18 protein-coding genes and 1 pseudogene are annotated in these 26,210 nt (G+C 61.9%); 11 read left to right on the top strand and 8 right to left on the bottom strand.

All coding sequences use genetic code 11. The annotated features are described in order from the left end of the window. Positions 1 to 61: 61 nt before the first annotated feature. The 3 genes from VJZ71_08740 to VJZ71_08730 form a co-directional block, all read right to left on the bottom strand. Positions 62 to 2,152 (bottom strand): chloride channel protein, encoded by a 2,091-nt coding sequence (locus VJZ71_08740; protein ID HKQ48140.1) that lies wholly within the window; start codon positions 2,150 to 2,152, stop codon positions 62 to 64. Between the two features lie 50 nt (positions 2,153 to 2,202). Next, the gene (smc, locus tag VJZ71_08735) at positions 2,203 to 5,805 is read right to left on the bottom strand and encodes a chromosome segregation protein SMC (GenBank protein ID HKQ48139.1); all 3,603 of its coding nucleotides are present in this window, start codon (positions 5,803 to 5,805) and stop codon (positions 2,203 to 2,205) included. Between the two features lie 324 nt (positions 5,806 to 6,129). Continuing rightward, the gene (locus VJZ71_08730; GenBank protein ID HKQ48138.1) at positions 6,130 to 6,897 is read right to left on the bottom strand and encodes an SIMPL domain-containing protein; all 768 of its coding nucleotides are present in this window, start codon (positions 6,895 to 6,897) and stop codon (positions 6,130 to 6,132) included. A 149-nt stretch (positions 6,898 to 7,046) separates the two neighbouring features. Here VJZ71_08730 and preA point away from each other — a divergent pair, with 149 nt between their 5' ends. From preA to VJZ71_08710, 4 genes are all read left to right on the top strand, one after another. Then, on the top strand, positions 7,047 to 8,510 hold the full coding sequence (preA, locus tag VJZ71_08725) for an NAD-dependent dihydropyrimidine dehydrogenase subunit PreA (GenBank protein ID HKQ48137.1): 1,464 nt from the start codon (positions 7,047 to 7,049) through the stop codon (positions 8,508 to 8,510). A 76-nt stretch (positions 8,511 to 8,586) separates the two neighbouring features. Continuing rightward, a complete protein-coding gene (locus VJZ71_08720) occupies positions 8,587 to 9,387 on the top strand; it encodes a hypothetical protein (GenBank protein HKQ48136.1) in 801 nt (266 codons plus the stop codon). 62 nt (positions 9,388 to 9,449) lie between these two features. Beyond that, positions 9,450 to 10,610: a glutathionylspermidine synthase family protein gene (locus VJZ71_08715; GenBank protein HKQ48135.1), complete on the top strand. Its 1,161-nt coding sequence runs from the start codon at positions 9,450 to 9,452 to the stop codon at positions 10,608 to 10,610. Between the two features lie 303 nt (positions 10,611 to 10,913). Next, positions 10,914 to 11,393, top strand: a complete 480-nt coding sequence (locus tag VJZ71_08710; protein HKQ48134.1) for a hypothetical protein — start codon at positions 10,914 to 10,916, stop codon at positions 11,391 to 11,393. Positions 11,394 to 11,523: 130 nt separating this feature from the next. Here the strand turns inward: VJZ71_08710 and VJZ71_08705 are convergent, their stop codons facing one another. Further along, complete coding sequence (locus VJZ71_08705) at positions 11,524 to 12,234, bottom strand: hypothetical protein (protein ID HKQ48133.1); 711 nt, start codon at positions 12,232 to 12,234, stop codon at positions 11,524 to 11,526. A 267-nt stretch (positions 12,235 to 12,501) separates the two neighbouring features. On the opposite strand from VJZ71_08705, the gene VJZ71_08700 reads away from it, so the two are divergent. The 7 genes from VJZ71_08700 to VJZ71_08670 all read left to right on the top strand — a co-directional run bounded on the left by VJZ71_08700 (position 12,502) and on the right by VJZ71_08670 (position 21,771). After that, entirely contained in the window at positions 12,502 to 14,316 is a 1,815-nt protein-coding gene (locus VJZ71_08700; GenBank protein ID HKQ48132.1) for an ATP-binding protein, read from the top strand. Positions 14,317 to 14,337: 21 nt separating this feature from the next. Next, on the top strand, positions 14,338 to 15,330 hold the full coding sequence (locus VJZ71_08695; protein HKQ48131.1) for an NAD(P)H-hydrate dehydratase: 993 nt from the start codon (positions 14,338 to 14,340) through the stop codon (positions 15,328 to 15,330). 244 nt (positions 15,331 to 15,574) lie between these two features. Then, entirely contained in the window at positions 15,575 to 17,311 is a 1,737-nt protein-coding gene (locus VJZ71_08690) for an ATPase, T2SS/T4P/T4SS family (protein HKQ48130.1), read from the top strand. A 76-nt stretch (positions 17,312 to 17,387) separates the two neighbouring features. Then, a complete protein-coding gene (locus VJZ71_08685; GenBank protein ID HKQ48129.1) occupies positions 17,388 to 18,524 on the top strand; it encodes a type IV pilus twitching motility protein PilT in 1,137 nt (378 codons plus the stop codon). Positions 18,525 to 18,566: 42 nt separating this feature from the next. Beyond that, positions 18,567 to 20,321, top strand: a complete 1,755-nt coding sequence (locus VJZ71_08680; GenBank protein HKQ48128.1) for an ATPase, T2SS/T4P/T4SS family — start codon at positions 18,567 to 18,569, stop codon at positions 20,319 to 20,321. Positions 20,322 to 20,408: 87 nt separating this feature from the next. After that, positions 20,409 to 20,837, top strand: a complete 429-nt coding sequence (locus VJZ71_08675) for a hypothetical protein (protein HKQ48127.1) — start codon at positions 20,409 to 20,411, stop codon at positions 20,835 to 20,837. A 19-nt stretch (positions 20,838 to 20,856) separates the two neighbouring features. After that, a complete protein-coding gene (locus tag VJZ71_08670; GenBank protein ID HKQ48126.1) occupies positions 20,857 to 21,771 on the top strand; it encodes a type II secretion system protein in 915 nt (304 codons plus the stop codon). 281 nt (positions 21,772 to 22,052) lie between these two features. On the opposite strand, the pseudogene VJZ71_08665 reads toward VJZ71_08670, so the two are convergent. The 4 genes and pseudogenes from VJZ71_08665 to guaB all read right to left on the bottom strand — a co-directional run bounded on the left by VJZ71_08665 (position 22,053) and on the right by guaB (position 26,184). Further along, positions 22,053 to 22,358: pseudogene (locus tag VJZ71_08665) on the bottom strand (sigma factor-like helix-turn-helix DNA-binding protein). 1,342 nt (positions 22,359 to 23,700) lie between these two features. Further along, positions 23,701 to 23,946: a DUF2442 domain-containing protein gene (locus VJZ71_08660; protein HKQ48125.1), complete on the bottom strand. Its 246-nt coding sequence runs from the start codon at positions 23,944 to 23,946 to the stop codon at positions 23,701 to 23,703. Between the two features lie 33 nt (positions 23,947 to 23,979). Next, positions 23,980 to 24,657, bottom strand: a complete 678-nt coding sequence (locus tag VJZ71_08655; protein HKQ48124.1) for a hypothetical protein — start codon at positions 24,655 to 24,657, stop codon at positions 23,980 to 23,982. A 6-nt stretch (positions 24,658 to 24,663) separates the two neighbouring features. Further along, positions 24,664 to 26,184, bottom strand: coding sequence for an IMP dehydrogenase (gene guaB / locus VJZ71_08650; protein HKQ48123.1), 1,521 nt, complete (start codon positions 26,182 to 26,184; stop codon positions 24,664 to 24,666). Positions 26,185 to 26,210 lie beyond the last annotated feature (26 nt).

The raw sequence follows: 26,210 nt of genomic DNA, 5'->3' as shown, positions 1-26,210 counted from the left end.
TATCGACGCCGGGCAGTGGCCTCCAACAGCGCGAATCATCACAGCCGAACGGCGGATCGTCCTATCCGCCGTCTGGTTGCGGCACAATCGCCAGGAGCCGCTGACCTGTCACGAGCGGCGCATCCAGATCCGGCGGACACTGGATCGAACCGTCCGGCTTCTCAATGGCAATGACCTGCGCTCCGTACTTCCGGCGAAAGTCCGACTGGCGGAGGGACTGGCCGACGGCGTCGACGGGGACAATGAGCCGCTGAATCACGTCTTTTTTCATCGGCGCGACGCCCATCACCAGTTGCTGGAGCCGGCCCTCGCTCTCGATCGCCTTCAGGCCGTCGTGCTCTTCGAGCATCAGGGTTTGCATCCGCGCGACTCCCTCGCGGACGCGCTCGAAGATCCGCTCGCGCGTGAGCATCCCCAGCCATCGCCCGCGGCTGCCGCGCTGAACGACGGGCAGGACGTCGTGGTGGGTCCGCGCGAGTTGCGCGAGCGCCGTGTAGGCGTCCTCATCCGGTAGCACGGCTTCCAACTGTGTGGTCATGATGTCGGACGCGATAACCACCTCGGCCAGGCCGGGCTCCGCCATGATGCGGCGGAGATCGGTGACCGAAATGAGACCTCGCAGGCGTTGGCCTTCCGCGACGGCGAAGACCGGCCGCGTGCCGGGACGAAGCTGGGCGACGAGTTCGCGGAGCGGAGTATCGGGCGTCACCATCGGTGACCAATTCGGTTCCATCACGTCGCCCACCCGCCACGATTCCAGCAAGTGGATCATCATGTCGCCGGCGTGGGCGGGCGACTCGGCGATACCGCGGACCTGCTGTCGGTTCAACCCCCATCGGCCTCCCACGACGTAGGCGCAGACGCAGACGAGCATGAGCGGGACGATGAGCCCATAGCTGCCGGTCATCTCCATCACCATGACCATGGCGGCGAGCGGCGTGCGCATGGTGGTCGCGAGGACGCCGCCCATGCCGACGGGGATCAGCGCGCGGCGCAAGTCGGGATTAGCGGCGAAGGTTTCGGGCATGAAGGCCTGGAGGCTGGCGCCGAGAAATGCGCCGACGACGCCGCCCAGGAAGACAGACGGCCCGAGCGCGCCGCCGGAGGCGCCGCTGCCGACGGTGCAGGCCGTGGCGATGCACTTGGCCACGACCACGCCGGCAAACAAGAGCGCCCATCCGCCTATGCCGAATCCGACGTCGGGAAACCCATTCATGGCGTTTTGGATGAACAGGTAGCGGCCGTCCATGACTTGCGGAAGCACGCACGCCAATGCCCCGGTCGCGAGTCCGCCGACCGCGGGGGTGAACCATCGGGGCAACCGCGTCCACGGAACGACGCGTTCCTCGACGAAGCGGAGTGAAGTCGTGAAGAGGATCGCGGCCAGGCCGCACAACGGGCCGAGCAAGGCATAGGGAACGAGTTCGACCATGGAGCGAAAGCCGAGCGCGCCGGCGCCAGAGAGCAGGTAGGTGTAATGGCCGAGGCCGCCCCACAGCGTCATGAAAGTCGAGTAGGCAATGACGGAGGAGACGAAGCTGGGGACGATCGCTTCCGATTCGAATTCCGGCTCGCGGTAGAGGACGCTGACGGCGAAGAGCGCGCCGCCGAGCGGGCAGCGGAAAATCGCTCCGACCCCCGCGGCGCATCCGGCGACGAGCAGGATTCGCCGTTCGCGCGGAGTGAGGTGGAAGAGCCCGCCGACGGTGGAACCGATCGCCGAACCCAGGGCGGCGGTGGGACCTTCGGGGCCGGCCGATCCTCCGCAGGAGATGACGCCAGCCGCGCCAACCGCCTTGACCAGCGGGCCTCGCAGTTGCAAGCGACCCATCCCGCGATGGAACGCGCGAATGAAAACGTCGGTACCGTGACCCTTCGCGTCTAGCGGACAAAGCCATCGGATTAAGAGTCCGGAAAGGAGCCCGCCGAGCGCCGGCAGCAGCAGGACGCCCCACTCGAAGCGAAGGACCTCCGGACTGCCCAGGTGCGCGAAGCGGCCGACGAGCAGCGCGGTTCCGTGATGCAGCGCCCATTCGAGGCCGGCGGCGGCGAGTCCGCCGAGTACGCCCACGAGGATTCCGAGACCAAAGAGCCGGCTCCACCGGGCGGCGGGCTTGGGGAGGCGATGGAGTATGGAGCCGAAACCGGCCATGTCGGGATTTTACCGGATCGAGCGGACCGTGCGCGAGAAAATGATCGCTGTTACGCCACGGCCGACTCGGGCCGGTCTTCCTCGAAGCGGACACTGACACGCTTGGAGACGCCGGCTTCCTGCATGGTGATGCCGTAGAGCACGTCGCCGATGCTCATCGTCCGCTTGGAGTGCGTGATGACGATGAATTGCGAGTGGCGCACGAATTCCTGAATGACGTGGTTGAAGCGGACGTTGTTGGCCTCGTCCAGCGCGGCGTCCACTTCGTCGAGCAGGACAAACGGCGATGGGCGACTCTTGAAGACCGCGAGCAGCAGCGCGATCGCGGTCATCGTCTTCTCGCCACCGGAGAGCAGGCTGATGGACTGCGGCTCCTTGCCCGGCGGCCGGGCCATGATCTCGATGCCGCACTCGAGGACGTCGCTCTCGTCCATGAGCGTCAACTCGGCGCGACCGCCGCCGAAGAGCTTCTTGAACAGCGCGGAAAAGTGCTCGGCGACGGCCTTAAAGGTCTCCAGGAAGCGCTGCTGCGACTCGCTGTTGAGCTTTTCAATCAGGGCCAGCAATTGCCGCTCGCTCGTGCGCAGGTCGTCGGACTGCGTCGTGAGGAAGGTGAGCCGATTTTCCAGGTCCTCCTGCTCATTGATGGCGTCGAGATTGACGTTCCCCAACCGCTCGATTTTCTGGCGAAGCTCCTCGATCTGCGCCTCGACCGCCGGCCAATCCTGCTCTTGATCGGGCTGGTAATTCACGTATTGGGCGGCGAGGTCCACCGTCAGCTCCTCGGCCACGCGGGCGGTCAGGTCCTCCCGCCGCACGCGAACTTCCTGCAACTTGATCTGCCGCTCGTGGAGCTGCGCTTCGATCTTCTCCTGCTCGCCGCGGAGCCGCCGGGCCTCGCTGGCGTGTTCATCCACGGCGGATCGCAAGGTATCGCGTTCGTCGCGAAGGGCCCTGGCGCGGGCGGTCAGTTCATGATGTTCCTGCGTCAGCGCGGCCAGCGCGGCCTGAGCCTCGGCCATCTGCGACTGCGATTGGGTGATGCGATCCTGGGCGAGCGCCACGTCGCGCTCGGCCTGATCGCGGTCGGCCTGCAGTTGGCCCCGTGTCGCCTCAATTTCGGCGATGGTCGTGGCAATGGAGGAACGCTGCTGTGCCAGTTCGCCGGCGCGGACCCGCGCGGCCGTGATCGACTCGGCGAGTTGCTGCCGTTCGGCGGTCAAGGCGTCGATTTTTGACTGCAAATCCGCGACGGCCCGCTCGCCCTCGGTATTGGCAGTCTCCAGTTGCGACAGGTTGGCCCGGCTCGCTTTCTCCTTTTCCTGCATCTCCGTCAGGCGGTTGAGCAGGACGGAAACTTCGGATGCGATCACGGGACGTTCGGCGGAAAGATTGGCAACGACTTCGTCCACCGCGGTCAGTTGCGCAGAAACTTCCACTCGCTGCGTGTTGGCTTCGAAGATTGCGTTGCGCAGGTCCTGCAAGACGTTTTCGAGGTGGCTCGCCTCGGACTCGCTTTGGGCGAGACCGTCCGCCAGCGTGGTGATGCGCTGCTCAACCTCGGCGAGTTGTGACGCGAGTTCGCGAAGTTCGCTGCGGCGGCTGATCAGGCCGGTGCCGACGCCGAGCGGGCCGAGACCGACGCGGCCGCCGTCGTCCCAGATGAGCCCATCCATCGTGATGAAGCGGGCGCCGGCGGGATCGAGCGCCGCCATGCGCCGCGCGTCGTCCACCGACTCGACCACATAGGTGCGGCCGAGGAGGTAACGGGCGAGCTGCGAACAATCTTCGGGGTAGCGCACCCAGTCAATGAGGCGTGCGATGAAGCCGTCTTGCGCCGTCAAATCGGGGCCCGCGATCGGGGCCGGGATCGCGTCGAGGCAAAACGCACGGACCGGTCCCGAAAGATCCGCAAGCTGATCGCGATCGGCCAGGAGCAGGTCGCGTTTCGTGACGACGAGATACTTCTCGAAGTTGCCGAGGACGGCTTCGACGATGCCGGCGTGGGCGACGTCGGCTTCGAAGAGTTCGCCGACGGCGCCGCGGACGTAGGAGAACGAGGGATTAAGGGATTGAGGGATTGAGGGATTGAGGGCGGCGTCGCGGCGGTCGAGGATTTCTTTTGCTCCGGCGAGGAGGCCCTCGTGGCGGCGGTCCTGTTCGGCGAGGAGTTGGCGGCGGCTTTCGAGACCGCTGCGGTATTCTTTGGCGGCGGCGTGCTGGTCGACGAGCGTCGCGCGGTGCTGGGCGACGGCGGTCAGTCGATCGCGCGTCTCCTCCAGCTTCTTGCTCTGGTCCTCGATCAGGTCGAGGACTTCGTCCCGACGGGACGATAGTTGCTGCTGCTTCGACATCGCCTCGGTCAGTTCGCCGGCGATGGCCGCGTCACGCTCGTCCAGCCGGGCCTTCTGATCGGCGAGCGACTCGTGCTGAAGATTGAGGCCCTGGATTTCGTTATTGAGCTGGCTGGTGCGGCGAAGCAGGTCGATGATGCCCGCCTTTTCGTCTTCCAAATTGCGCTGCGTCTGGAGGAGGTCACCCGCCGAGGCGTGATCGCGCTGCTGCAGGCCGGACAATTCCTGTTGCACGCTCCGCAGTTCCGCCTCGACTGTCTCCGCAAGCTGCCGCTGATCTGTCAGCTTGGCCACGAGCGCGGCGACCTGCCCCTCGAACCCGGCCAACCGGTCGCGCGAACGACCGAGCAGATCGGTCTGGTCCGCAATGCGGCGCTGCGCGGCGGCGATCCGCTCCTCCTGGCCGGTCATCTGCGACTGGACGGTCAGCAGGCGACCTTCGGCCTCCGATGTCTCGTGTTCCAATTCAATGATGCGGACGTTCGCCTGGCTGGCCCTAGTCTCGTGGTCGGAGATGTCCGTGCGGATGCGCGTTGCCTCGTCAGAAAGCGCGGTTGCCTCGCGGGACAGGTCATCCTCCGTCGTCCGCAGCCGGTGGTACTCCGCCAACGCGTAGGTGCTGCGCAGCTCGCGGAGCTGCTGGCTATAGGTCTGGTAGTTGCGTGCTTTGCCGGCCGCGAGCTTGACGCTCCGCAGGCGCTTCTCGTTTTCTTCGATGATGTCCTGCACGCGGAGGAGGTTCTGGTTGACGCGCTCCAGCCGCCGCTGGGCTTCTTTCTTGCGGACCTTGTACTTGCTGATGCCCGCGGCCTCTTCAAAGATCAGCCGTCGGTCGGCCGGGTTGGCCTGGAGCAGCACGTCCACGCGGCCCTGCTCGATGACGCTATAGGCGTCGATGCCGACGCCGGTGTCCATGAACAGTTCCTTGACGTCCTTGAGGCGGCAGACCTGCTTGTTCAGGAGGTACTCGCTCTCACCGGAGCGGTAGAGCCGCCGGGAGACGACGACCTCGGTTTGGTCCGTCGGGAGCAGGTGGTCGGAGTTGTCGAAGGTCAGGTCGACCTGGGCGAGCCCGAGACTCTTGCGTGTTCCCGAGCCGTTGAAGATGACGTCCATCATCTGCTTGCCGCGGAGACTTTTGGCGGACTGCTCCCCGAGGACCCACTTGATGGCATCGACGACGTTGGATTTGCCGCAGCCGTTCGGCCCGACGATGCACGTAATCCCCGGGCCGAAGTCCAACTCGGTCTTGTCGGCGAAGCTCTTGAAACCGGTGGCGGTGAGACGCTTGAGGATCATCTGTCTTGCAAGCCTCCATGCTGCAACGACATCGCAACCCCCCGCATTGGGGATGGACGGCGATGTGGGTCTTTCAGACCAGCCGGGCCTCCTGCCCAGCGGACGGCGATTTCGATCGGCCGGCCCTTACCGACCGAGTCTAAGTATTGTATCGACTGTGGATTGCCTACGCCACCAGCGGTTTCAGAGGATCACCACAGAGGCACGGAGACACAGAGATGACCCTTGGAAATGGGTCCAGAACCCTTGCACAAAAACGCCGTAATCCAACGAACCCTTGCCTCCTGTCGTCTCGGTGCCTCTGAGCCTCTGTGGTTCAATCTGTTACTCCGGTTCGATGCGAAAGCTGATCGTCACCACGGCCTGCACATCCTTTTCGATCGTCTCTGTGTCGTAGGTCCCCTCGTCGCTTACGTCGGTCGAGAACGGCTGCGTCACCTGCAGGACGCCCATGTGCGCCGAGCGGACCTCGGCTACCCGGCAACCGGCCGAGCCGGCGATCTTGTCCGCCCGGTCGCGGGCATCCTTGGCGGCCTCGGCCATGAGATCGACCTTGAGGGCGGGCAGGCCGGTGTAGTAGTAGGCGGGCTGGCAGGAGATGACGAGCACCCCCTCCTGGATGAATTGCGTGACCTCCCCGGCGGCGCGGGCGATGCGCTGCACGTCGCGCGAGGTCACGTTGAAGCCGCGCGAGAGGTGGTACGCCGTGATCTCGCGGGTCTCGTTGCCCTTGGCGTCGCGGGCGTGGAACTCGGTCGTATTGATAGCTTCGAGGGAGATTTCGGCGTCCTTGAAACCCTGGTCGGTGAGGAACTTCTTGATCCGGGCGATTCCGACGTCGAGGATGGCGTAGGCCTCCTTCAATTCCTTGTGCTCGCCGCGGACGCCGATGTGCCAGACGGCCTGGTTGGAGGCGATCCGCTTGCGGGTCGAGCCTTTGACGTAGATCGTTTGGTCTGCCCGCACGGCCTGTTCCCCGCGGGTGACATAGGCCCGCGAGGCGACGACGGCGCTGGTGGCGACGCTGACAACGGCCGCGGCGAAGACGATGGCGGCGGTTCTGGCAAAGTTGAAGCGAATGTTGTAGTCCATGGTGATCCTCCTTGATCGCGGCTCCGAAATGCGAGGCGATCCATCGCCCAGGACATCCCTACGCAGAACCCCCATTCTGGGTTCGAAGATTTGGTTAGAATATGTGGTGCTCATGGAGCGATGGGTGTCGCCCTTAACAGGAGATCGCTATGACCCCCGACCTTTCCATCACCTTCTGCGGCGTGAAGGCCCCCAACCCCTTCTGGTTGGCGTCCGCGCCGCCGACCAACAGTGCGTACCAGGTTCGCCGGGCCTTTGAGGCCGGGTGGGGCGGGGCGGTGTGGAAGACGATCAACCACGAGCCGATCGTCAATGTCTCTAGCCGCTACGGCGCGATCGATTACGACGGTCGCAAGGTCGTCGGGCTCAATAACATCGAGCTGATTACTGACCGACCGCTGGAGGTGAACCTGCGGGAGATTCGCGAGGTCAAGCGGGACTTCCCGAACCACGCCCTTTTCGTCTCGCTCATGGTCGAGTCGAAGCAGGAGACGTGGCATGACATCGTCAAGCGGACGCAGGACACCGGCTGCGACGGGATCGAGCTGAACTTCGGCTGCCCGCACGGCATGAGCGAGCGCGGCATGGGCGCGGCGGTCGGGCAGGTGCCCGAGTACACGGAGATGATCACGCGCTGGTGCAAGGAGGTGGCGAAGATCCCCGTGATGGTGAAGCTCACGCCGAACATCACGGACGTTCGCGGGATCGCCCGCGCGGCGCAGAAGGGCGGGGCCGACGCGGTCAGCCTGATCAACACGATCAACTCAATCATGGGGATCGACCTCAACACGTTTGCGCCGAAGCCGGCCGTCGCGGGGAAGGGCTCGCACGGCGGCTACTGCGGCCCGGCAGTCAAGCCCATCGCGCTGAACATGGTGTCGAGCATTTACAACGATCCCGGCTGGCGGACTCCCATTAGCGGCATCGGCGGGATTCAGGCGTGGCAGGATGCGGTCGAATTTCTGCTCGTCGGGGCGTCGAGCGTGCAGGTCTGCACGGCGGTCATGCACTACGGCTTCCGCATCGTCGAGCACATGGAGAGCGGTCTGAAGAACTGGATGCGGGAGAAGGGATTCCGGCGGATCAGCGATTTCGCGGGCAAGGCGGGGCCGAATATCTGCGACTGGGGCGATCTGGACCTGGGCAATAAGGTCGTCGCGGAGATTGCGCAGGAGAAATGCATCCACTGCGGCCTGTGCTACATCGCCTGCGAAGACGGCTGCCATCAGTCGATCAAGTGGGAAAAGGTTCCGGAGGAGGAGTTCGTGCGGCGCTACGGAGCCGCCGCCGCTTCCCCTCAAGCCTCAGGTCTCAAGCCTCAAGCCTCCAATGGCAACGGCAACGGCACCAAGCTCGTCAACCCCAACATGTCCTTCGTCAGAAGCGGCGACGTCGAGGTCCTGCCCGGCATGGGCGAGGGCTACGTCGGTGTCTTCACGATCAAGCAGGATATGTGCGTCGGCTGCAACATGTGCTCGCTGGTCTGCCCGGTCGAGGGGTGCATCACGATGAAGAATGTGCCCGGCGGCATGCCGAGTATGACGTGGAAGGAATACCAGCAGAAGCTTGCGGCGGGAGAGGTGGCGAAGATCGAACCGCCACAGCATGTGTGAAACACACGCCTTGCGTTACGATGACCGAGGTATTCAAAATCCGCCCGTCAGTTCTAACCTTAGGAGGCCCGGAGACGTGTCCGACGACGAGAAGGTGGTTCTCATTGGGGCCTCCGTCGGCTCCATACTGACATGGGGCTTTTGGTACGCTCGCCTTTTCACTCCAAAGATCTTGGGAAAGCCGGCCAAAGTATCGTCTTATCTTGGGGTGATTCCTGTCGCGGCGCTCTTCGCGCTCTTTTTCCTGCTAAGGCTATATTCCGCTTCAGATGTCAGATCTTCCGGCGTTTACACTTTTTTCTACATGGTTTTGGGAGCTGCATGGATCGGGTTGTTCGTTCACGTTAGTCGGTGGTGCGGCATTGGCGTTCGTGAGGATGTCGCCGAGAGAAGGAACTCGGCGGCAGCCTGGGTGATTGGGGGCGCGATCATCGGCCTGAGTTTTTGCTACGCAGGCGGGAATTTCGGCGATGGTCCCGGTTGGTGGGTCGTCCTTTTCTGTGCCGGACTGGCTACGGGGGCGTTCTTCCTGGAATGGAGTATGGTACAACTCGCCGCGGGAATTGCCGATCAGGTCACAATTGATCGGTCCATCGCAACAGGGATTCGCTTCGCCGCGTTTTTATGCGCCATTGGCGCGGTACTCGGCCGTGCGGTTTCCGGCGATTGGCATTCAACGGAAGCCACGCTCATTGATTTCTTGAGAAATGGTTGGCACTCGTTCGCACTGGTCGCCTTGGAGTGCGTCATTGGCAAGAGTGCCGCGCCTTCGCCTGAAAGACCCGGCCCGAATATTTTGCTCTGCGGTGTTATTCCCGCGTTCCTATACCTCGCAGTGTCTGCCGTTTCCCTCTACTGGCTTGGGGACTGGCGGTGAACGCCCCGTATCGACTACTGCACGAGATCAGTCCTGCGGAGTTTTCCAGAATTCGCCGGCGGATGATCTTCGAGTTTTGTAAATGGGATCCCCAGGTCGGTGACGTCGCCGTCTTATCTAACCGACCGCTTCTGCTGGCAGGGAACGAATGGAACTTGTTAACTCGACATGCGGAGAATCTCTATTGTGAAACCCTAGCCGCCGAGGCAGAAATCGTACAATCTCCACGTCTCCATCAATCTCTCGGCCTGTCGCGCTTCATTAGGAACGCATTGGCAGAAACATGCTCGGACGCGACGCAGCACCCGCCTCGTCTAATGCGATTCGACTTTCATCACACCCCCCTGGGTTGGATGATTTCAGAGGTGAATTCGGATGTCCCGGGCGGATTTATTGAATCGTCCGCATTTCCGTCCCTTGTCGCTGAACACTTCCCCGGTAAGACGACGCTCGGCGATCCTGCGCGCTACCTCGCTCAAGTAATCCGGGCCAACGACGCGCCCTTCGAAGCGATCGCTATGGTCCACGCGACCGCGTACACGGATGATCGGCAGGTCATGGTGTATCTGAGTCGATGTTTTGAAGCGGAGGGTATGCGGCCGATGCTGGCAAGCCCAGCGGACATTCGATGGGAATTAGGTGCTGCGTATGTGCGGAGCCGGAATCGAGAACACCGAGTCGATCTCATGGTACGGTTTTTTCCGTCGGAGTGGCTCCCCAACTTGCCGAGAACTTGCAAGCCGCGACGGTTTTTCTCGAACGAATCTCCTTCAATCGTCAATCCGGCGAGTGCAATCGTGACGCAAACCAAACGGTTTCCGCTTGTTTGGAAAGACTTGAAGACGAAGCTGTCCCTCTGGAGTAAACTTCTACCCGAAACCCGCGTTGTAGACCGCGAGAGGATGGCAGATGAGTCATGGATTGTGAAACCGGCGCTCGGACGTGTGGGCGCTTTGATTGGGATACATGGTGTTACACCACCGCAAGAGCTGGCGAAGATACATGCCACGTGCAAAAGGCATCCGGCTCATTGGGTCGCCCAGAAACGATTCTGCATTACCCCCGTCGAAACGTTGAACGGATTGGAGTACCCTTCGATCGGAGTGTTTGTCATTGATGGTCGCGTCGCGGGTTGCTACGGACGCATTTCGTCTCGTCCTATTATTGACGACCGGGCAAAAGACATTGTTGTTCTAATTGAAACGAATAATCGCGATCAATAGGAACCCCGAAAATGGTTGCTTATGCTTCCTGACGAGTTATTTGCGGTCTGGGCTCCCGAAACAAGCCCTTGGTCGGCATGGGCCAAGCCGGCGTTATTCATTCACATCCCGTCGTTCATCGAAGAGATTCCTCTCGGCTCTCAAATCGAGCTTCCGGAACTATCCTGGGCGCCCAGCGCCTCCGATCGGTATGCGATAATATTGGAGCTCCCGGGCGCGTCGTCCATTTTTACGGGCCTTGCCTTTGCAGCGAGGGGATTTCGACCCATCCCGTTATTCAATACCACGCCTGGAAAGAACGCGGTGGTTTCTGTTGATGAGATCGTTCGCGGGCTCATCCTTGGAGCGTCGCAACTTTACGGGTCAGCACTGGCAGCCGACGCCCCGCCGGTGTTCCTGTTGGACAGCCTCCGGCTATCGGCAGGCACTCCCCTCCAGCCGGGCGTGTACGACAATCGTTGGATGGTCTTTCCGCAGGATTTTCCGTCGGCGAACATTCTGCTGTCCAAAGGGATATCCAAGGTCCTTGTTGTGCGCCACGAAAGAACCGAACTGCCCTCCGACCTACCACACGTTCTACTTCGCTGGCAGGAAGCGGGGCTGATTGTGTATTCGAAGGACGCGATGACGTCGGGGCCACCCACTCCGTTGAGCATCGCGAGACCGAAATGGTATCGAGCTGCATGGCAACGCGCGCTGGTGATGCTGCGTCTTCGCCCAAACAGCGCCGGTGGATTCGGCGCCGTTGTTCCTGACCCCTCAAGCGGCTATGGGATTGGATAAATGGAAGCGCCGTCAGGGGAAGTTCGGGCCTGACCTGCATGGAACAATGGTGGACGTGTGGCGGGCGGGCGGAGCTTAAATTGCCACAACATTCGTGAGTTGGCGAGACGCACGTCGAATTCTTGTGACCCTACGGCACCAGCGCGTCGGTGAATCCCTGCACGTCCAGGCCGTCCTCCTTCCGGTCGCAGTTCATGTCGGCCCGGCGGATGTCACACGTTGCGTAGGCCGCCATGTACGCCGGGGCGTTGATGAGCGCGAGGACGAACGGCTCGACGTCTTCGATTTCCAACAGGCCGTTGCAGTCCATATCGCCCCGGAGCACGGCGACCGGCTCGCTGAATGTGAAATTGTCGATGCCCTGCAGGATGCACTGCATCTCCAAGCGGGCGATAACGGGTTGCGGAGTGCTGAGGGCCACGAAGTTGCCGCCGCCGGAGTTGAATTGATGGTCCAGCAGATTCCCGTTGGCGTCATACCAATACATGTCGATCCCCTCGCCCGGAGCCCAGCAGGAATCCTGCTGCGTCCCGGCGTAGTCGGTGGCCGACTGGATGCCGGTGCAGGGGTCGACGAAATAGGCGACGATCGTCGTGGCGTATGCGTGATTGGGCGGTGAGATCGAACACGGGTTTCCCGACGGCGCCGGGCCGGTCGCGCCGCCATCGGTGAACTCGACGCCGACGGTGGAATACTGCGTCGTGAAGCGATCGCTGGGCTGGACCATCGAGCCGTCGGGGTAGGTGTCGAAATCGATCACGGTCGGCGGCCACGCACCCGCCGAAGCCGTGGAGACCAGCACAGCCATTAACGTGACAGGGGACCTGCCGCTTCTTGACATCGATTCTCTCCCTCGCATCCGGCGATGTGCGCGATCATCTTAGCATTCTGCGCAGGCCGTTACAAGCGATTTACGCCGTCTGGGGGAGCGGAGACGCATCGACCTAATTGGGCGACATGGTAGAGGCGCCCGTTGACGGACCCCGCGCCTCGCGTCTCACCGGACTATTGCCCTGACACCCTCATTGCATAAAATAACTTCTCGTTCGAGGATTGCGGATTCGGAATTGGCATCGGACAAAGTCTTCGTTCAGCGAAGAATCGCTGCATGGAATCGCTCGCCTATAGCTCTGTCCCATCGCTCCTGGCCCAGGAGGGCGGTGGGTTCTTTTCCAACTTCTTCGAGGTCTTCATGCCGCGGCGGCTGTGCATGCGACAAGAGGCCGATGTCGTCTGGTTGCATGTCATTTCCGACGCGCTGATCGCCGTCGCCTATTACTCAATTCCCATCGCGCTGGTGTACTTCGTTCGAAGGCGGCGCGACCTTGAATTCAACTGGATGTTCCTCATGTTCGCGGCGTTCATCCTGGCCTGCGGGACGACGCACATCTTCGGGGTCTGGGACATGTGGCAGCCCGTTTACCGCCTGGACGGCGTGGTCAAGCTCGCGACGGCGATCGTGTCGATCCTGACCGCGATACTTCTGTGGCGGCTCATTCCCAAGGCGCTCCTGCTGCCCAGCCCGGCGCAGTTGCGCCTCGCAAACGAGGAGTTGGCCAAGCAGGTTCGCGTGCGGGAGGCGGCGGAAGCGGAGCTGCAACTCTCGAGAAACGATCTCGCGCGGCGGGTAGAGGCGCGGACATCGGAGCTGGCGGAGATCAACCGCGCCCTGGAAATGGAGATTCACGAACGCCGGCGGGCCGAGGAGGAGCGCCAGCAACTCCTGGCCAGCGAGCAATTCGCCCGCGGGGAGGCGGAACGCGCTAATCGAATGAAGGACGAGTTTCTCGCCACTCTCTCGCACGAGCTGCGCACGCCGCTCAACGCGATCCTCGGATGGGCCCAGGTTCTGCGCAAGGCGGGCGGGACGGACGAAGAACAGCGGCGCGGCCTGGAGACAATCGAGCGCAATGCCCGGGCGCAAACGAAGATCATTGATGACCTCCTGGACATGAGCCGGATTATCGCGGGCAAGGTGCGCCTGGACGTCCAGTCGGTGGACCTCATCCCGGTCATCGAAGCGGCGATCGATTCGGTCGCCCCGGCGATCGAAGCCAAGGGGCTTCGCCTGCAAAAGGTGCTGGACTCAGGGGTGGGCGCGATCAGCGGCGATCCCAACCGCTTGCAACAGATTGTCTGGAACCTGCTGACAAACGCGATCAAATTCACACCGGCGCGCGGGCAGATCCAGGTGACGCTGGAGCGAGTCAATTCTCATCTCGAACTGAGCGTGGCCGACACCGGGCAAGGCATCAAGACAGAATTTCTCCCTTACGTCTTCGACCGGTTTCGACAACAAGACCCCTCGCCGGCGCGCCCCCAGGGCGGACTCGGTCTGGGGTTGTCCATCGTGCGGCACCTGGTGGAACTGCACGGCGGAACGGTCCGGGTGAAGAGCCCCGGTGACGGACTGGGCGCGACGTTTATCGTCACTTTACCGTTGTCGCCGGTTCGGAGGGACGGAGCTGCCGAAGGGTTCTTTCATCCGGTGGCGGGCATGTCGCGGCCCATTCAACTGCACGGGGATTCGCTCAAGGGAATCAGGATACTCGTGGTGGATGATGAGGCGGATGCGAGAGAGTTGATCAAACGGCTCCTGGAGCAACACGGAGCCGAGGTGCTCCTGGCGGAATCGGGCCCCGTTGCGCTAGGTATACTCGACCAAGTCGTTCCCCATCTGGTGATCAGCGATCTGGGGATGCCCAATCAGGACGGCTTTGCGTTCATGCGCGCGGTTCGCGGCCGACCCCGGGAGCGCGGGGGCCAGGTTCCGTCCATTTCGCTGACGGCCTTTGCACGATTAGAAGATCGGGTCCGGACGTTGCAGGCGGGCTACCAGATGCACGTCGCCAAACCGGTGGATGCCGTCGAGTTGATCGCCGTCGCCACCAGCCTGGTGGGGCGGCGCGTCATGGAGGAGTGACGAAATATCCCGCGATCCACGATGGCCAAACGCACAAAAAAGTCCGAAAGCAAGACGCCTCGAAAACCCGCTCTTCGCCTGCGGAAAATCACTCGGCCGGCGAAGCTGCCCCCTCGAAAAAAAGACGCCCATAAAGGCGACTTTGGTCGTGTCCTGATTATCGGCGGTTCGCGGGGAATGATTGGGGCGCCCGCCCTTGCCGCCAATGCCGCCCTGCGCGCCGGCGCGGGGCTCGTTGTCGTTGCCGTTCCGCGCTCGGTCCAACTCGCCGTCGCCACACTCTGTCCTTGTGCGACCTCGATCGCGCTGCCCGAAGGGCCCGAGGGTCTGCTCGTCCCGCATCTGACGCTCGAAACGCTCCGGGCCCATCGTGTCTTCGATCGCGGCGGGGCGCCTTCGGTCGTGGCCGTCGGTCCCGGCCTCGGCCGTAGCGACCGCCGCTTTGACGCCCAAGTGGTCAGCCTGGTCAGTTCCTTTGGCACGGCGAATGTGCCGGCTGTTCTCGATGCCGACGCGCTGCACGCCATTCGCCTGGCCGGCGAAGACCGACGCGCGGGCTGGGATAACACGCGGCATTATCGCACCATCCTCACGCCGCACGCCGGCGAGATGGCCCGGCTACACAGCGTCTCCACCTCAGCGGTCCAGCAGGACCGCCTCGGCTTCGCTGCCCGCACCGCCCGCGAGATGTTCGGCGGTTCGGGGTTTCCCCAGCACCAGATTGTCGTCGTCCTCAAGGGGGCGGGGACGATTGTTACGGATGGGGCCTCGCTCTATGTCAACCGTACCGGCAACCCCGGCATGGCCACGGGCGGTACCGGTGACGTGCTGACCGGCGTCATCGCGGCATTCGTCGCCCAGGGCCTTTCAACCCTTGATGCTGCCGCACTTGGCGTCCATGTTCATGGTTTGGCGGGCGATTTGGCGGCCCGCGAACGGGGCCGCGTCTCGCTCATGGCCACCGACCTGATCGACTTCCTGCCCGCGGCACTCAGAAAGTCCGGAATGAAATGAGTCCTAAATCACAGGCGTAGCCCGTCCCTATCCGCCCCCGGGCCCGACATAGACATTCCTCAAGGAACTCTGCTAAAATCGCCTGGTAAGGGAACATACCTGCACCCAGCGCGCATGATTTCCCCCAGGATGACCGCGGCCGACTGCTGAGCGAAATCGGACCTCCTACCCCGAGGGCGAGCGGCCCGGGTGGTTTGTCGCGAGCGCGGAATGCGTCGCGGATGAATCACAGCCGAGAGGGGCTGTGCCACACACGACTATGGCTCGTAAACGACAAAAACTCGGCGAGATCCTGCAGGAGAAGGGGCTGGTCTCCAAGGCCGATGCCGATCGCGCCGCGGAGTTCGGTCTGAACAATCGGAAGCGCATTGGAGAGGCCCTGGTCGAATTGGAATTGGCATCCGAAGAAGCGGTCGCTCAGGCGCTGGCCGAGCAGCATGGCCTGGCCTACGTGGAAGTTTCGCGGCAGACGATCAGCGCCGACGCCCTCGCGCTGGTCCCCGAAAAACTCATCAAAGCAAACTTGATTCTCCCCATGAGCAGCGACAACGGTCGGCTCAAGGTCATCATCCACGACCCGCTGGACCTGGATACGCTGGACATGCTTCGCTTCCGCCTCGGTGTAAGCGATGTTGAACCGGTCCTCGCCCCCAAGGGGCGGATCAAGGCGTATATCGAAAAGTATCTTTCCGGCGCGGATCGCTCGCTCGACGAATTGTCCAAGAGCCTGGATGCCTCGGTGGACGCATCGCTCGACCAGGAAGCCAAGGAGGCGGCGAAGAAGGCCGGCGTGGACGAGGCTGACGCCCCTATTATCAAGCTCATCAACATGATGATCAGCGAGGCGGTGCGGACGCGGGCGAGCGACATCCACGTGGAGCCGATGACCGACCGCGTGCGCGTGCGCTATCGTACCGACGGCGTCTGCGTGGAGCGGGAGAATGTCCCCAAGCGCCTGCAGAACGCGGTCACGACCCGCATGAAAATCATGGCGGGCGTGGATATTTCCGAGCGCCGCGTGCCCCAGGACGGCCGCATTAAGATGCGGATCAGCGGCAAGGACATCGACTTCCGCGTCTCGTGCTGCCCGGGCGTACACGGCGAATCGATCGTCCTTCGTATCTTGCGGCCCGACTCGGCCAACATCGGCATCCAAGCGCTTGGGTTTGAGTCCGAAGACTACGAGCGTTTTCAGAAAATCATCTCGCGGCCCAACGGCATCTTCCTCGTAACGGGCCCGACCGGCTCCGGCAAGACGACGACGTTGTACGCGGCGTTGCAGGAGTTGAATCGACCGGACAAGAAGATCATCACGGCGGAAGACCCCGTCGAATACGTGTTTCCCGGCATGAACCAATGCCAGGTCCGCGATGACATCGGCCTGGGCTTTGACAAGATCCTTCGGTCGATGCTTCGCCAGGCGCCGAACATCATCCTGGTCGGTGAAATTCGCGACCTCGTCGTCGGCGAAATCGCCATTCAGGCGGCGCTGACCGGTCACCTCGTCTTTTCCACGTTGCACACGAATGACGCGCCGAGCGCGATCACACGGTTGATCGACATGGGTATCAAGCCGTTCCTCATCGCCAGCAGCATCCAGGCGATCATGGCCCAGCGGCTGGTTCGCATATTGTGCAAGGAGTGCAAGCAGCCCGACGAGCACCCCGACGTGGGGCTGCTGCGCGTCTGCGGCATGACGGAGGAGATGATCGCAGGCAAGACGCTGTACAAGGCGGTCGGCTGCTCGCACTGCAACAACAGCGGCTATCGCGGCCGACAGGGCATTTTTGAAATGCTCACGATGAACCACGAACTGCGCGAGCTGGCGTTCAATCGCGCGGGCGCGCAGGAGATCCGCAAGGCGGCCAAGGCCGCGGGTATGACGTCGCTCCTTCAGGACGGTCATCGTAAGATTCTGCGGGGCGTCACGACGACGGAAGAGATATCGCGCATCACCCAGGCGGAGATCCTGGCAGAGTAGTTGGGGGTAGGGCGGGTTCCACCCGCCGATGGAGCAAGGACGATTAAACACGGCGGGCAGCGCCCGCCCTACAACTATGGCAACGATTCACATTGATCGAATTCTCGAAACGTGCATCAAGAAGGGTGCGTCGGATATCCATTTGTCCGTCGGCCGTCCGCCCGTGCTTCGGCTCCATGGCCGCCTCCGGCAACTGGAGACGAAGGTGCTCGAGCCGGAGGACAGCGTCGCGCTGATGAAGTCCATCACGCCGGACCGCAACCAGCAGGAGCTGCAGGAAGAGGGCGGCACGGACTTTGGTTTCGCCTTCGGCGATGCGGGCCGCTTCCGCGTTTCCATCTTTCGCCAGAAGGGCAACGTCTCGATTGTCTTGCGATTGATTCCCAGCAAGTTCCTCACCTTCGAGGAAATCGGCCTGCCGCCCATCTGCCGGGCCCTGTGCCGCCGGCCTCGCGGTCTTTTCCTCGTGACCGGACCGACCGGCTCCGGCAAGACGACGACGCTGGCGTCGATGCTCAATTACATCAATAACGAGATGGATCGCCACATCGTGACCGTCGAGGATCCGATCGAATACTACCATTCGCACAAGAAAAGCCTGATCAATCAGCGCGAAGTGGGCAACGACGTGCCGAGCTTCGCCGAGGCCCTGCGCCGCGTGCTTCGGTCCGATCCGGACGTGATTCTCGTCGGTGAAATGCGCGATTTGGAGACGATCTCCAACGCCATTCTCGCCGCCGAAACGGGCCACTTGGTCTTCTCGACGCTGCACACCACCGGTTGCCAGGGTACCGTGAACCGAATTATCGACGCCTTTCCGCACGAGCAGCAGGACCAGATTCGCGTGCAGCTTTCCACGTCGCTGATCGCGATCCTTTCGCAGGCGCTCATGCCGCGAAAGCCCTCGGGCATGGTCGCCGCCTACGAGTTTCTCGTGGTGACGCCGGCGATTGCCAACCTGATCCGCGAGAACAAGACCTTCCGCATCGACTCGGCCATCCAGACCGGGAAGAAGTACGGGATGCAGCTTCTCGATGAGCACCTCTGGTCGCTGTATGAGAAGGGCATGATCGACGCCGCGGAAATGCTCGATAAGGCCCGGCAGCCGGGCGAGTTACAGGAGAAGCTGGAGAAGGCCGGCAAACTGCACGAGGCCGGCGAGGCGATCATCACCATCAAGGACGAGGTGCCGCCCGAAGAGGAGAAGAAATAGGCTGTATGGGTCCTATTGGACCTATGCTCCCTGGAGTCTGCAATGTCCGCCGTCGCCCCCGCATCCTCATCGACCCGCGAATACAAGGGTCGTCTCATCGGCCGCATCTTGAGCAAGATGGGCAAGGTGAACCGCAAGCAGGTTCACGAGGCCCTCGCCGTTCAAAAGACCAATCGCGGTCCGCTCGGGCGGATTCTCGTCGACATGGGCTACATCAAGGAGTCCGACCTCCAGGTCGCCCTTGCCGCACAGATCGGCATGGAGCCGGTCAACCTCGACACGATTGACGTCAACCCCGAGACGGTCAAGCTCGTGCCGAACCAGATGGCCAACACCTACCGGATCGTACCGGTCGATTTCGACGCGGCGACGAAGACGCTCAGCATCGCCATCGCCTCGCCGGACAATTTTCAGGCGACGGACGACCTGCGCAAGCTGCTGGGCTACAGCATCAAGGCGCTGATCGCGACCGACGAACAGATCACGGCGTCGCTGGCCCGCTATTACCCCGAGGGGACCGGCGAATCGATCAACGATCTGCTGGACGACTTGGGCAATAGCCCCGATCTGGCCAAGTTCGAGGGACGCGGCGAATCGATCGACCTGGAAGACTTGAACGAACTGATCCAGTCCAACCCGGTCAAGCAGCTTCTGAACTTCATTCTGCTCAAGGCCATCCGGGACCACTCCAGCGACATTCACTTCGAGCCGTTTGAGAACGAATACAAGCTGCGCTATCGCATCGACGGCGTGCTCTACGACATGATTCCGCCGCCGCGCTTCCTCGCCATGGCCATCGCCAGCCGTATCAAAGTTATGGCCAATCTCGACATCGCCGAGCGGCGCATGCCTCAGGACGGCCGCATCAGCCTCACCGTCGCCGGCAACTCCGTCGACCTTCGCGTCGCCGTCCTGCCGACGATGTTCGGCGAGTCGGTGGTGTTGCGTATTCTCGACCGGTCAAACGTCCAGCTCGAACTGGACAAGATCGGCCTGCGCGAGGACGACCTCGATCTCATGAAGAAGCTGATCGACCGGCCGCACGGCGTCATTATCAACACCGGCCCCACCGGTTCCGGCAAGACCACGACGCTCTACGCCTGCCTCAGCGCCCTGAACGACCCGACGATCAAAATCCTCACCGCCGAGGACCCCGTCGAATATGACATCGATGGGCTTATCCAGTGCCAGGTCAACACCGACATCGGAATGACCTTCGCCCGCTGCCTGCGCAGCTTTCTGCGACAGGACCCGGACGTCATCCTCGTCGGTGAAATTCGCGACCTGGAGACGGCGCAGATCGCCATCCAGGCGTCGCTGACCGGTCACCTGGTTTTGACGACGCTGCACACCAACGACGCCGCCAGCTCCGTGGCCCGCTTGCTCGACCTCGGCGTTGAGCCGTTTTTGATTACCGCGACGTTCGAGGCGGTCGTGGCCCAGCGCCTTTGCCGCCGCGTCTGTAAGAACTGCAAGCAGGCTTACACGCCGACCGAAGAACAGCTCTACGAATTGCAGCTCAAGCCCGAGGACGTCCAGGGCCGCTCGTTCTATTTCGGCAAGGGTTGCGATTTCTGCAATGGCACCGGCTACCGCGGGCGGGTTGGTCTCTTCGAAATCATGGTCTTTACCGACGAAATCCGCACGCTGGTCATGAACGGCGCCTCCACCGGCATCCTCCACGAAGCCGCCCTGCGCAACGGGATGCGTACCCTTCGCGAAAGCGGCCTCCTCGCCATCTACGACGGCGTCACGACGATTGAGGAGGTCGTGAAAGAGACGGTCATCTCCGCGTAATGGGCGCTCTAGACGTGCCGCCCCTGTTTCGGATAGAATCACCGGCGGCAGCCATCCCTTGGGAACCTTGCCCGGAGTCCCAAGCTCATGAAACTTAGAATCAGCATTCTCGTCGTGGTCGCTTGCGGCGTGGGGCTGGCCCTCTTCCTGCAGGGCGGCCAGGCCGATCCACTTTCGGCCGGCGACGACTCGCACACGCAGTGGCTTTGCAAGTCCTGCGCTCACGATTTCCTCCTGACCGCCCGCCAGGTTGCACAGCAAGCCGACCGTGATCCGCAACATTGGGCCCCGCTGAAGTGTCCGCAATGCCGTCAGAAGCAGGCGTATCTGGCGATGGTCTGCCCCCAATGCCGGACGATCTACTTCGGTCGCGACGTGCCCGGCGAGAGCGGGCAATGTCCAAAGTGTTCTCCCGGGAGTCCCACGGTCGTGGCGGACAGCGATCGGTCCAGGGAGGAATTGCCTCGTCCGCCGGACAAATCGGCGGCGGCCAAACCGGCGGCCAAGGTTCGATGATTAAAGGCGAACGGCTCGTATGAACCTGAGTCGGAAAAACTCGCAACCGCCCGGGGGACGGCGCTCGGCGTTTACCCTGATCGAATTGCTCGTCGTGCTGGCGATCATCGCCCTGCTCGTGGCCCTGCTCATGACGTACCTGCGCGCCTCGCGCGAGGAGGCCAAGGCGATCAAGTGCCTGGCCAACCTGCGCACCATCGGCACCGCGACGATCATGTATTTCGAGGACAACGACGGAACCCCGCTGGTGCCGTGGTATCAGATCCCCCCGCACAGAATGTACCAGCCGACGGTCGTCACGCCGTGGGCGTTCGGCGGTTTCCGCGCGCCCAAGCCCGATCCCATGGACCTTGGCGTGGACTCCAGCCAGTACCCCGCGCAGATACGCCCGCTCAACAAGTACATTGACCGCACGGCGCAGGCGGCGCCTTTCGACTTCGACCAGCGCGGCTTCGACATCATCAAGACCTTCATCTGCCAGGGCGACCGGTCGAACTCGACGGCGATCATCGGCGAGCCGGGTGAGTGGGTGGAGGAGGAGATGCGGTCGAGCTGGGAGGCCAACGGCAGCAGTTACACGCTCAATACCCGCTGGCTGCAGGGCTATGTCGGTCAGGATTTCTCGTCGGCGATCCATAACCCGCCGCAAAACGCGGAATTGTCCGCCCGGCTGGGCAAACATTTGAATGGCGGGACGGCCTCGCGGTTTGTCATGTGGGTGGAGCAGGGCTTTTACAGCGCGACCTACAACGCCGCGCCGTACAGCGGCTACAAGGACCTTCCCCCGGCGCTGCCCCAGCGACAAGGCTGGCATCGCAAGTTCTCATCGTGGTCGGTGGGCTTCGCCGACGGGCATGCCTCGCACGGGTACTTCGACACGCGGCAAATCTACGGCCTGGGCGGCTCTATCTGGCAGCCGAATTTTGTGGAGTAGTGTTTTTCTTTGCCCCGCTAGGGGCAGCCGACAGTAGCCAGGGGCGCGAGCCCCTGGTCAGCGGCGTTAACAAAAAACAAAGCCTCGAAGGGGCGACAGAACGTGTCCCAACAGAATAATCGCGAAGAATCCTCTTTCGACGACGTTCGCCGCGTTCGTGAACGGCTCAGCGCCGAGTTTGGTAGCGATGTACTTCATCTCGCCGAGTAAGCCCGCACGGTTGCGGACAAATACCGCGAGAAGCTAGGCCTCAAACCGATGCCGCCGCCGAATAAGAGTCGCTAGCCGGCGTGACGGGTTCGCATGCCGTCGGAGATTCGCCTTATCAAAGCCGCCATTCCTTTCGGCATCGTCAGTCGGGCGTAATGGGTCAGTAACCCCGCTCTTCTGAGTTTTTCCGCGCGCACCGGATGAGTAAGCTTGCGGATGGCCTTGGCCTCGATTTGGTGGATGCGCGCGTGAGAGAGCTTGAATATCCTCCCGACCTGTCTGAGCGTGTAGATGTACCCATCTCCAATGCCGTAGCGGAGCTTGATCACTTCCCGCTCGCGATAAGTTAGAGACGTTAGGACCGACTCCAAGCGATCCCAGTACATTCTCCTGCGAATGCCCTCGCCGCTCACTCTCGCTATTTGAGCCTCAGTGCAAACGGGGCACTGCTTGGGGCGACGGGCGTCAAAGGAAAACCAAGTATGGTTACAGTTGCGGCACTTGAACTGCGCTTTCATGAGGGCCTTTTGAAAATCCGGCTGTTTCATCGGTAGCTCCTTTTGTTTTTGAGAGTGGTTGAAGACCGTTAGGCGGCGCGGCGTATGGCTGCAATTCGGCGGAGAGCGAAAACAAGCTTCCGCGGCGCATCCTTTCTGCGCTTGTTCACCGTGATGGGGCGCTCGATAAACCGATGCGAATATCTCTCTTCACCCGTCGCTCGGACGGCCTCAACACGGCCACCGAAGTTCAGCCATTCTGTTCGTATATCTCGCAGACTGATTCCAAGCTGGATGTTTCGAGCGCGCATGTTGAAATACTCCTTTCGAAAAAAAGAACTTGAGACGGGGACACCCCGCCTCGATTTGGAACCGACTTACTTAAGGGAAATTCGGCGCGAACCAACACAGTCTCTGGAGCATTAGGTCCATTGCAAACCGGCTTTGGACAGCCCCGAGCTAGCGTCGTGCTCGATCGCCTAGTCGCAACACCGGCGATCGCTTAATTGAGTCGTTGCTTGGGTTCCGGAGGTTTGCACGGGGCAAACCAACGAACCTATATTTCGAAAGATCGAGCGGCGAATACTAACTAACGACGTTCTGGACTCGACAAAGTTTACCTCAAGTAAACCGCCAGCGATATCCAACACCGTAGCCTTCTCGACCATCGAAGTCGTCGCAACGACACCGAGCAATTAGGAAGAACCGATTCTTCCTGCTTGCGGGGCCCATTATAACACATCGTGAATTACTGTCAAGAAGTGCCGCGTTCATGGCAGTTGAAACTTGTTCCTCGCCGGCGCGCACGCCCGGTCTCGATGTTAATTCAACACCGTGTTAACGCCGTACTTCGTGCTTCGCTTCGGGTAGAGAAAATGTGCGGTAATTATCTGTCCTTTTTTTGAATTGGAGATTTACACGCTTCATTCATCATGTTGTAACACGAATCCTGCTCATTAGGCCAGACGAGTAGAGAGTTAGCCCAAGAGCGCCATTACTGATGATAAGCTATATATAAAGTGGAGTCGGTTTGGTTTACACGGTGTTAACCAGGCTACGCTACACAATATAACCACGGCTAAACACTATGGCCCAAAGTTGCTCGCGAGGATTCACAAGTGATCCCGATTCGCTTTTGAAGCAATCTGCGTTGCGGGCGTTCCGGAAAGCAGCCTCTCCGAATGGCCGCACGCTCGCGGCCGAAAACTTCGCGTAGGTGGGCCTATGTTGAAGCCAGGTTTTTCGAATCTTCGTACAGCGTATCCGGGCAAATATCCTGCTCGTTCGGCCAGACTACGGTGCCGCTCTCCGCGATGGCCCGTTTGAAATAATCAACGTCGCGCAGCTCTGTGAAGACCCCGAAATCGAGTAACGGCGTGCAATCGTAAACTCCAACTTCACCGTTCGAAAAGGTGAGTTCGAGTTTGTAGCCGTTTCTTGCTACGACCGATTGAACTCGCGGATTCAAGATGATTCGCACGGGCCGGAGGCCCATGCTCCACTAATGCTCTTCCGGCTGTGTCACCGCCGGCGGTTCATGGTGCTCTTCGTCGGTGTGGTCACGCCGATCGACGGGGTGGACATGCGGCGGCTCGCGCGTGGCGGAGTCGGCGCGCTGGGCGTCGTGGTCATAACCGAGCAGGCCCTTGCTCAAGCGGCCGTCGCTTTCCATCAGCGTGCCCGGCGGCGTCACGGCGGCGCTGGCGGGGTAGCCGGCAATGTTCACCAGCTCGCGGCCGGGGCCGTAGCCGATGTGCAGATAATCCACCCAGTTCCAGCAGAAGACGTTATCCGGCGCGTCGCGGTCCGCGACCGGCTGGTAGCCGTTGCCCTTGTCCTCGAACGGGTCCTCAAACCAGAGCGGCCAGTGTGTGACGGCACCGTTCGTGTACAGCACCTGCGAGCTGGACCAGGTGCGGCCGAACGGCCGGCCTGTGGGCGCGCCGCCGGCCAGGTAGGTTTGCGTGCTGGGTGTCGTCATCTCCTCGTCAATCATGGCGCTGGAGTCTTCGTAGGGGTTGTTGAGATGCGCGCAGCCGGTGGCAAAGAGGAAAACGCTCACCACAGAGGCACAGAGACGCCGAGCTGAACTTGGAGTTATCAATGAAAGGGTTCTCTGCGCCTCGGTGCCTCGGTGGTGAATTCCCAGTTTCGACGTTTCGACGTTTCGACGGTTCATCGTTCTCTATACCTCAACGACGTGTTCGACGGCGTAGTTCGGGGCTTCCTCGGTGATCACCAGATTGTGCGGATGCGACTCGGCCATACCCGCGGACGAGACGCGCATAAACCGCGCGGTCCGCCGCAAATCCTCGACACTGGCCGCGCCGCAGTAGCCCATCCCGGCCCGCAGGCCGCCGACGAGCTGGTACGTCAGTTCCGCCAGCCGGCCGCGATAGGGCACGCGGCCCTCGACGCCCTCGGGGACGAGCTTGTCGCGACCGCTCTCGCCCTTCTGAGAATATCGGTCAGCACTGCCCGACACCATCGCCCCGAGCGAGCCCATGCCGCGATATTCCTTGAAACGGCGGCCCCGCCAGAAGACGGTACTGCCGGGAGACTCCTCCAGTCCGGCAAAAAGCGACCCCATCATGACGCTATGGGCCCCGGCGGCGAGGGCCTTGGTGATGTCGCCGGAGAAGCGGATTCCGCCGTCGGCGATCACGGGGATGCCTGCGTCGGTGGCGACGTCGGCGACGGCAAAGATCGCCGTGATCTGGGGCATACCGACTCCGGAAACGACGCGCGTCGTGCAGATGGAGCCGGGACCGATGCCGACCTTGAGGGCGTCCGCCCCGGCGTCGATCAAGTCCGTCGCGGCTTCGCCCGTGGCGATGTTGCCTGCGATGATGTCGATGTCGTAGCGCTTGCGGACCGCGCGGACTGTCTGGATGACGTTTTCGCTGTGGCCGTGGGCGCTGTCGATGGCGATGACATCGACGCCGTTTTCGATCAGGGCGGCGACGCGATCGAGATCGTTGACGCCGACGGCCGCTCCGACACGGAGTCGTCCGCGCTCGTCCCGGCAACTTTCGGGATACTGCCGGTTCTTGTCGATGTCCTTGATCGTGATGAGCCCGACCAGGCGGTTGTCGTCATCGACGAGGAGCAGCTTTTCGACCTTGTGGCGCTGGAGGATATTGTTCGCCTCATCGAGCGACGTATTCGGTGGTGCGGTGACGAGGTTCTCCTTGGTCATCACATCGTCGATGCGAAGCTCCGCATATTTTGACTTCTTGATGCTCTGACTTTTTTGCGTTTCCCGCGGCCCATGCTCCATGAACTTCATGTCCCGCCGCGTTAGGATGCCGGCCAGCGTGCCATCCTCCTGCGTGATCGGCACGCCGGAAACGTTATGCAACCGCATCACCTCGGCCGCCTGGTCCACTGTGTCCGTCGGTCGGAGCGTGACCGGATCGAGAATCACGCCATGTGCGCTGCGCTTGACCTTGTCCACCTCGCGGCACTGTGCCTCGATGGACAGATTCTTGTGGATGATGCCGATGCCGCCCTCCTGCGCCAGCGCGATCGCCAGGCTCGCCTCGGTGACTGTGTCCATCGGCGCGGAGACCAGGGGGATGTTGACGGTGATGTTGCGGGTCAGTTGTGTGCGGACGTCGGCGTCGCGGGGGACGACCGCGCTGCGGGCGGGCACGAGCAAGACATCATCGAAGGTGACCGCATCGCCGATGATTTTGGGATGCATAGGAAGGGCCCCAAAAGTGGGATTGT

The organism is Phycisphaerae bacterium, assembly GCA_035275405.1.
GTDB lineage: Bacteria > Planctomycetota > Phycisphaerae > UBA1845 > UTPLA1 > DATEMU01.
Note: the sequence above shows the minus strand (reverse complement) of the source record. Positions and strands in the feature narration are given on the sequence as shown.

Bases quoted from the DNA above. Each gene is read 5' to 3' on its own strand.
- VJZ71_08675 (HKQ48127.1), top strand. From the start codon at position 20,409: ATGAAACTTAGAATCAGCATTCTCGTCGTGGTCGCTTGCGGCGTGGGG.
- VJZ71_08680 (HKQ48128.1), top strand. From the start codon at position 18,567: ATGTCCGCCGTCGCCCCCGCATCCTCATCGACCCGCGAATACAAGGGT.
- VJZ71_08740 (HKQ48140.1), bottom strand. From the start codon at position 2,152: ATGGCCGGTTTCGGCTCCATACTCCATCGCCTCCCCAAGCCCGCCGCC.
- VJZ71_08655 (HKQ48124.1), bottom strand. From the start codon at position 24,657: ATGAACCGTCGAAACGTCGAAACGTCGAAACTGGGAATTCACCACCGA.
- preA (HKQ48137.1), top strand. From the start codon at position 7,047: ATGACCCCCGACCTTTCCATCACCTTCTGCGGCGTGAAGGCCCCCAAC.
- VJZ71_08685 (HKQ48129.1), top strand. From the start codon at position 17,388: ATGGCAACGATTCACATTGATCGAATTCTCGAAACGTGCATCAAGAAG.
- VJZ71_08695 (HKQ48131.1), top strand. From the start codon at position 14,338: ATGGCCAAACGCACAAAAAAGTCCGAAAGCAAGACGCCTCGAAAACCC.
- VJZ71_08700 (HKQ48132.1), top strand. From the start codon at position 12,502: ATGGAATCGCTCGCCTATAGCTCTGTCCCATCGCTCCTGGCCCAGGAG.
- guaB (HKQ48123.1), bottom strand. From the start codon at position 26,184: ATGCATCCCAAAATCATCGGCGATGCGGTCACCTTCGATGATGTCTTG.
- smc (HKQ48139.1), bottom strand. From the start codon at position 5,805: ATGATCCTCAAGCGTCTCACCGCCACCGGTTTCAAGAGCTTCGCCGAC.
- VJZ71_08715 (HKQ48135.1), top strand. From the start codon at position 9,450: ATGATCTTCGAGTTTTGTAAATGGGATCCCCAGGTCGGTGACGTCGCC.
- VJZ71_08670 (HKQ48126.1), top strand. From the start codon at position 20,857: ATGAACCTGAGTCGGAAAAACTCGCAACCGCCCGGGGGACGGCGCTCG.
- VJZ71_08705 (HKQ48133.1), bottom strand. From the start codon at position 12,234: ATGTCAAGAAGCGGCAGGTCCCCTGTCACGTTAATGGCTGTGCTGGTC.
- VJZ71_08730 (HKQ48138.1), bottom strand. From the start codon at position 6,897: ATGGACTACAACATTCGCTTCAACTTTGCCAGAACCGCCGCCATCGTC.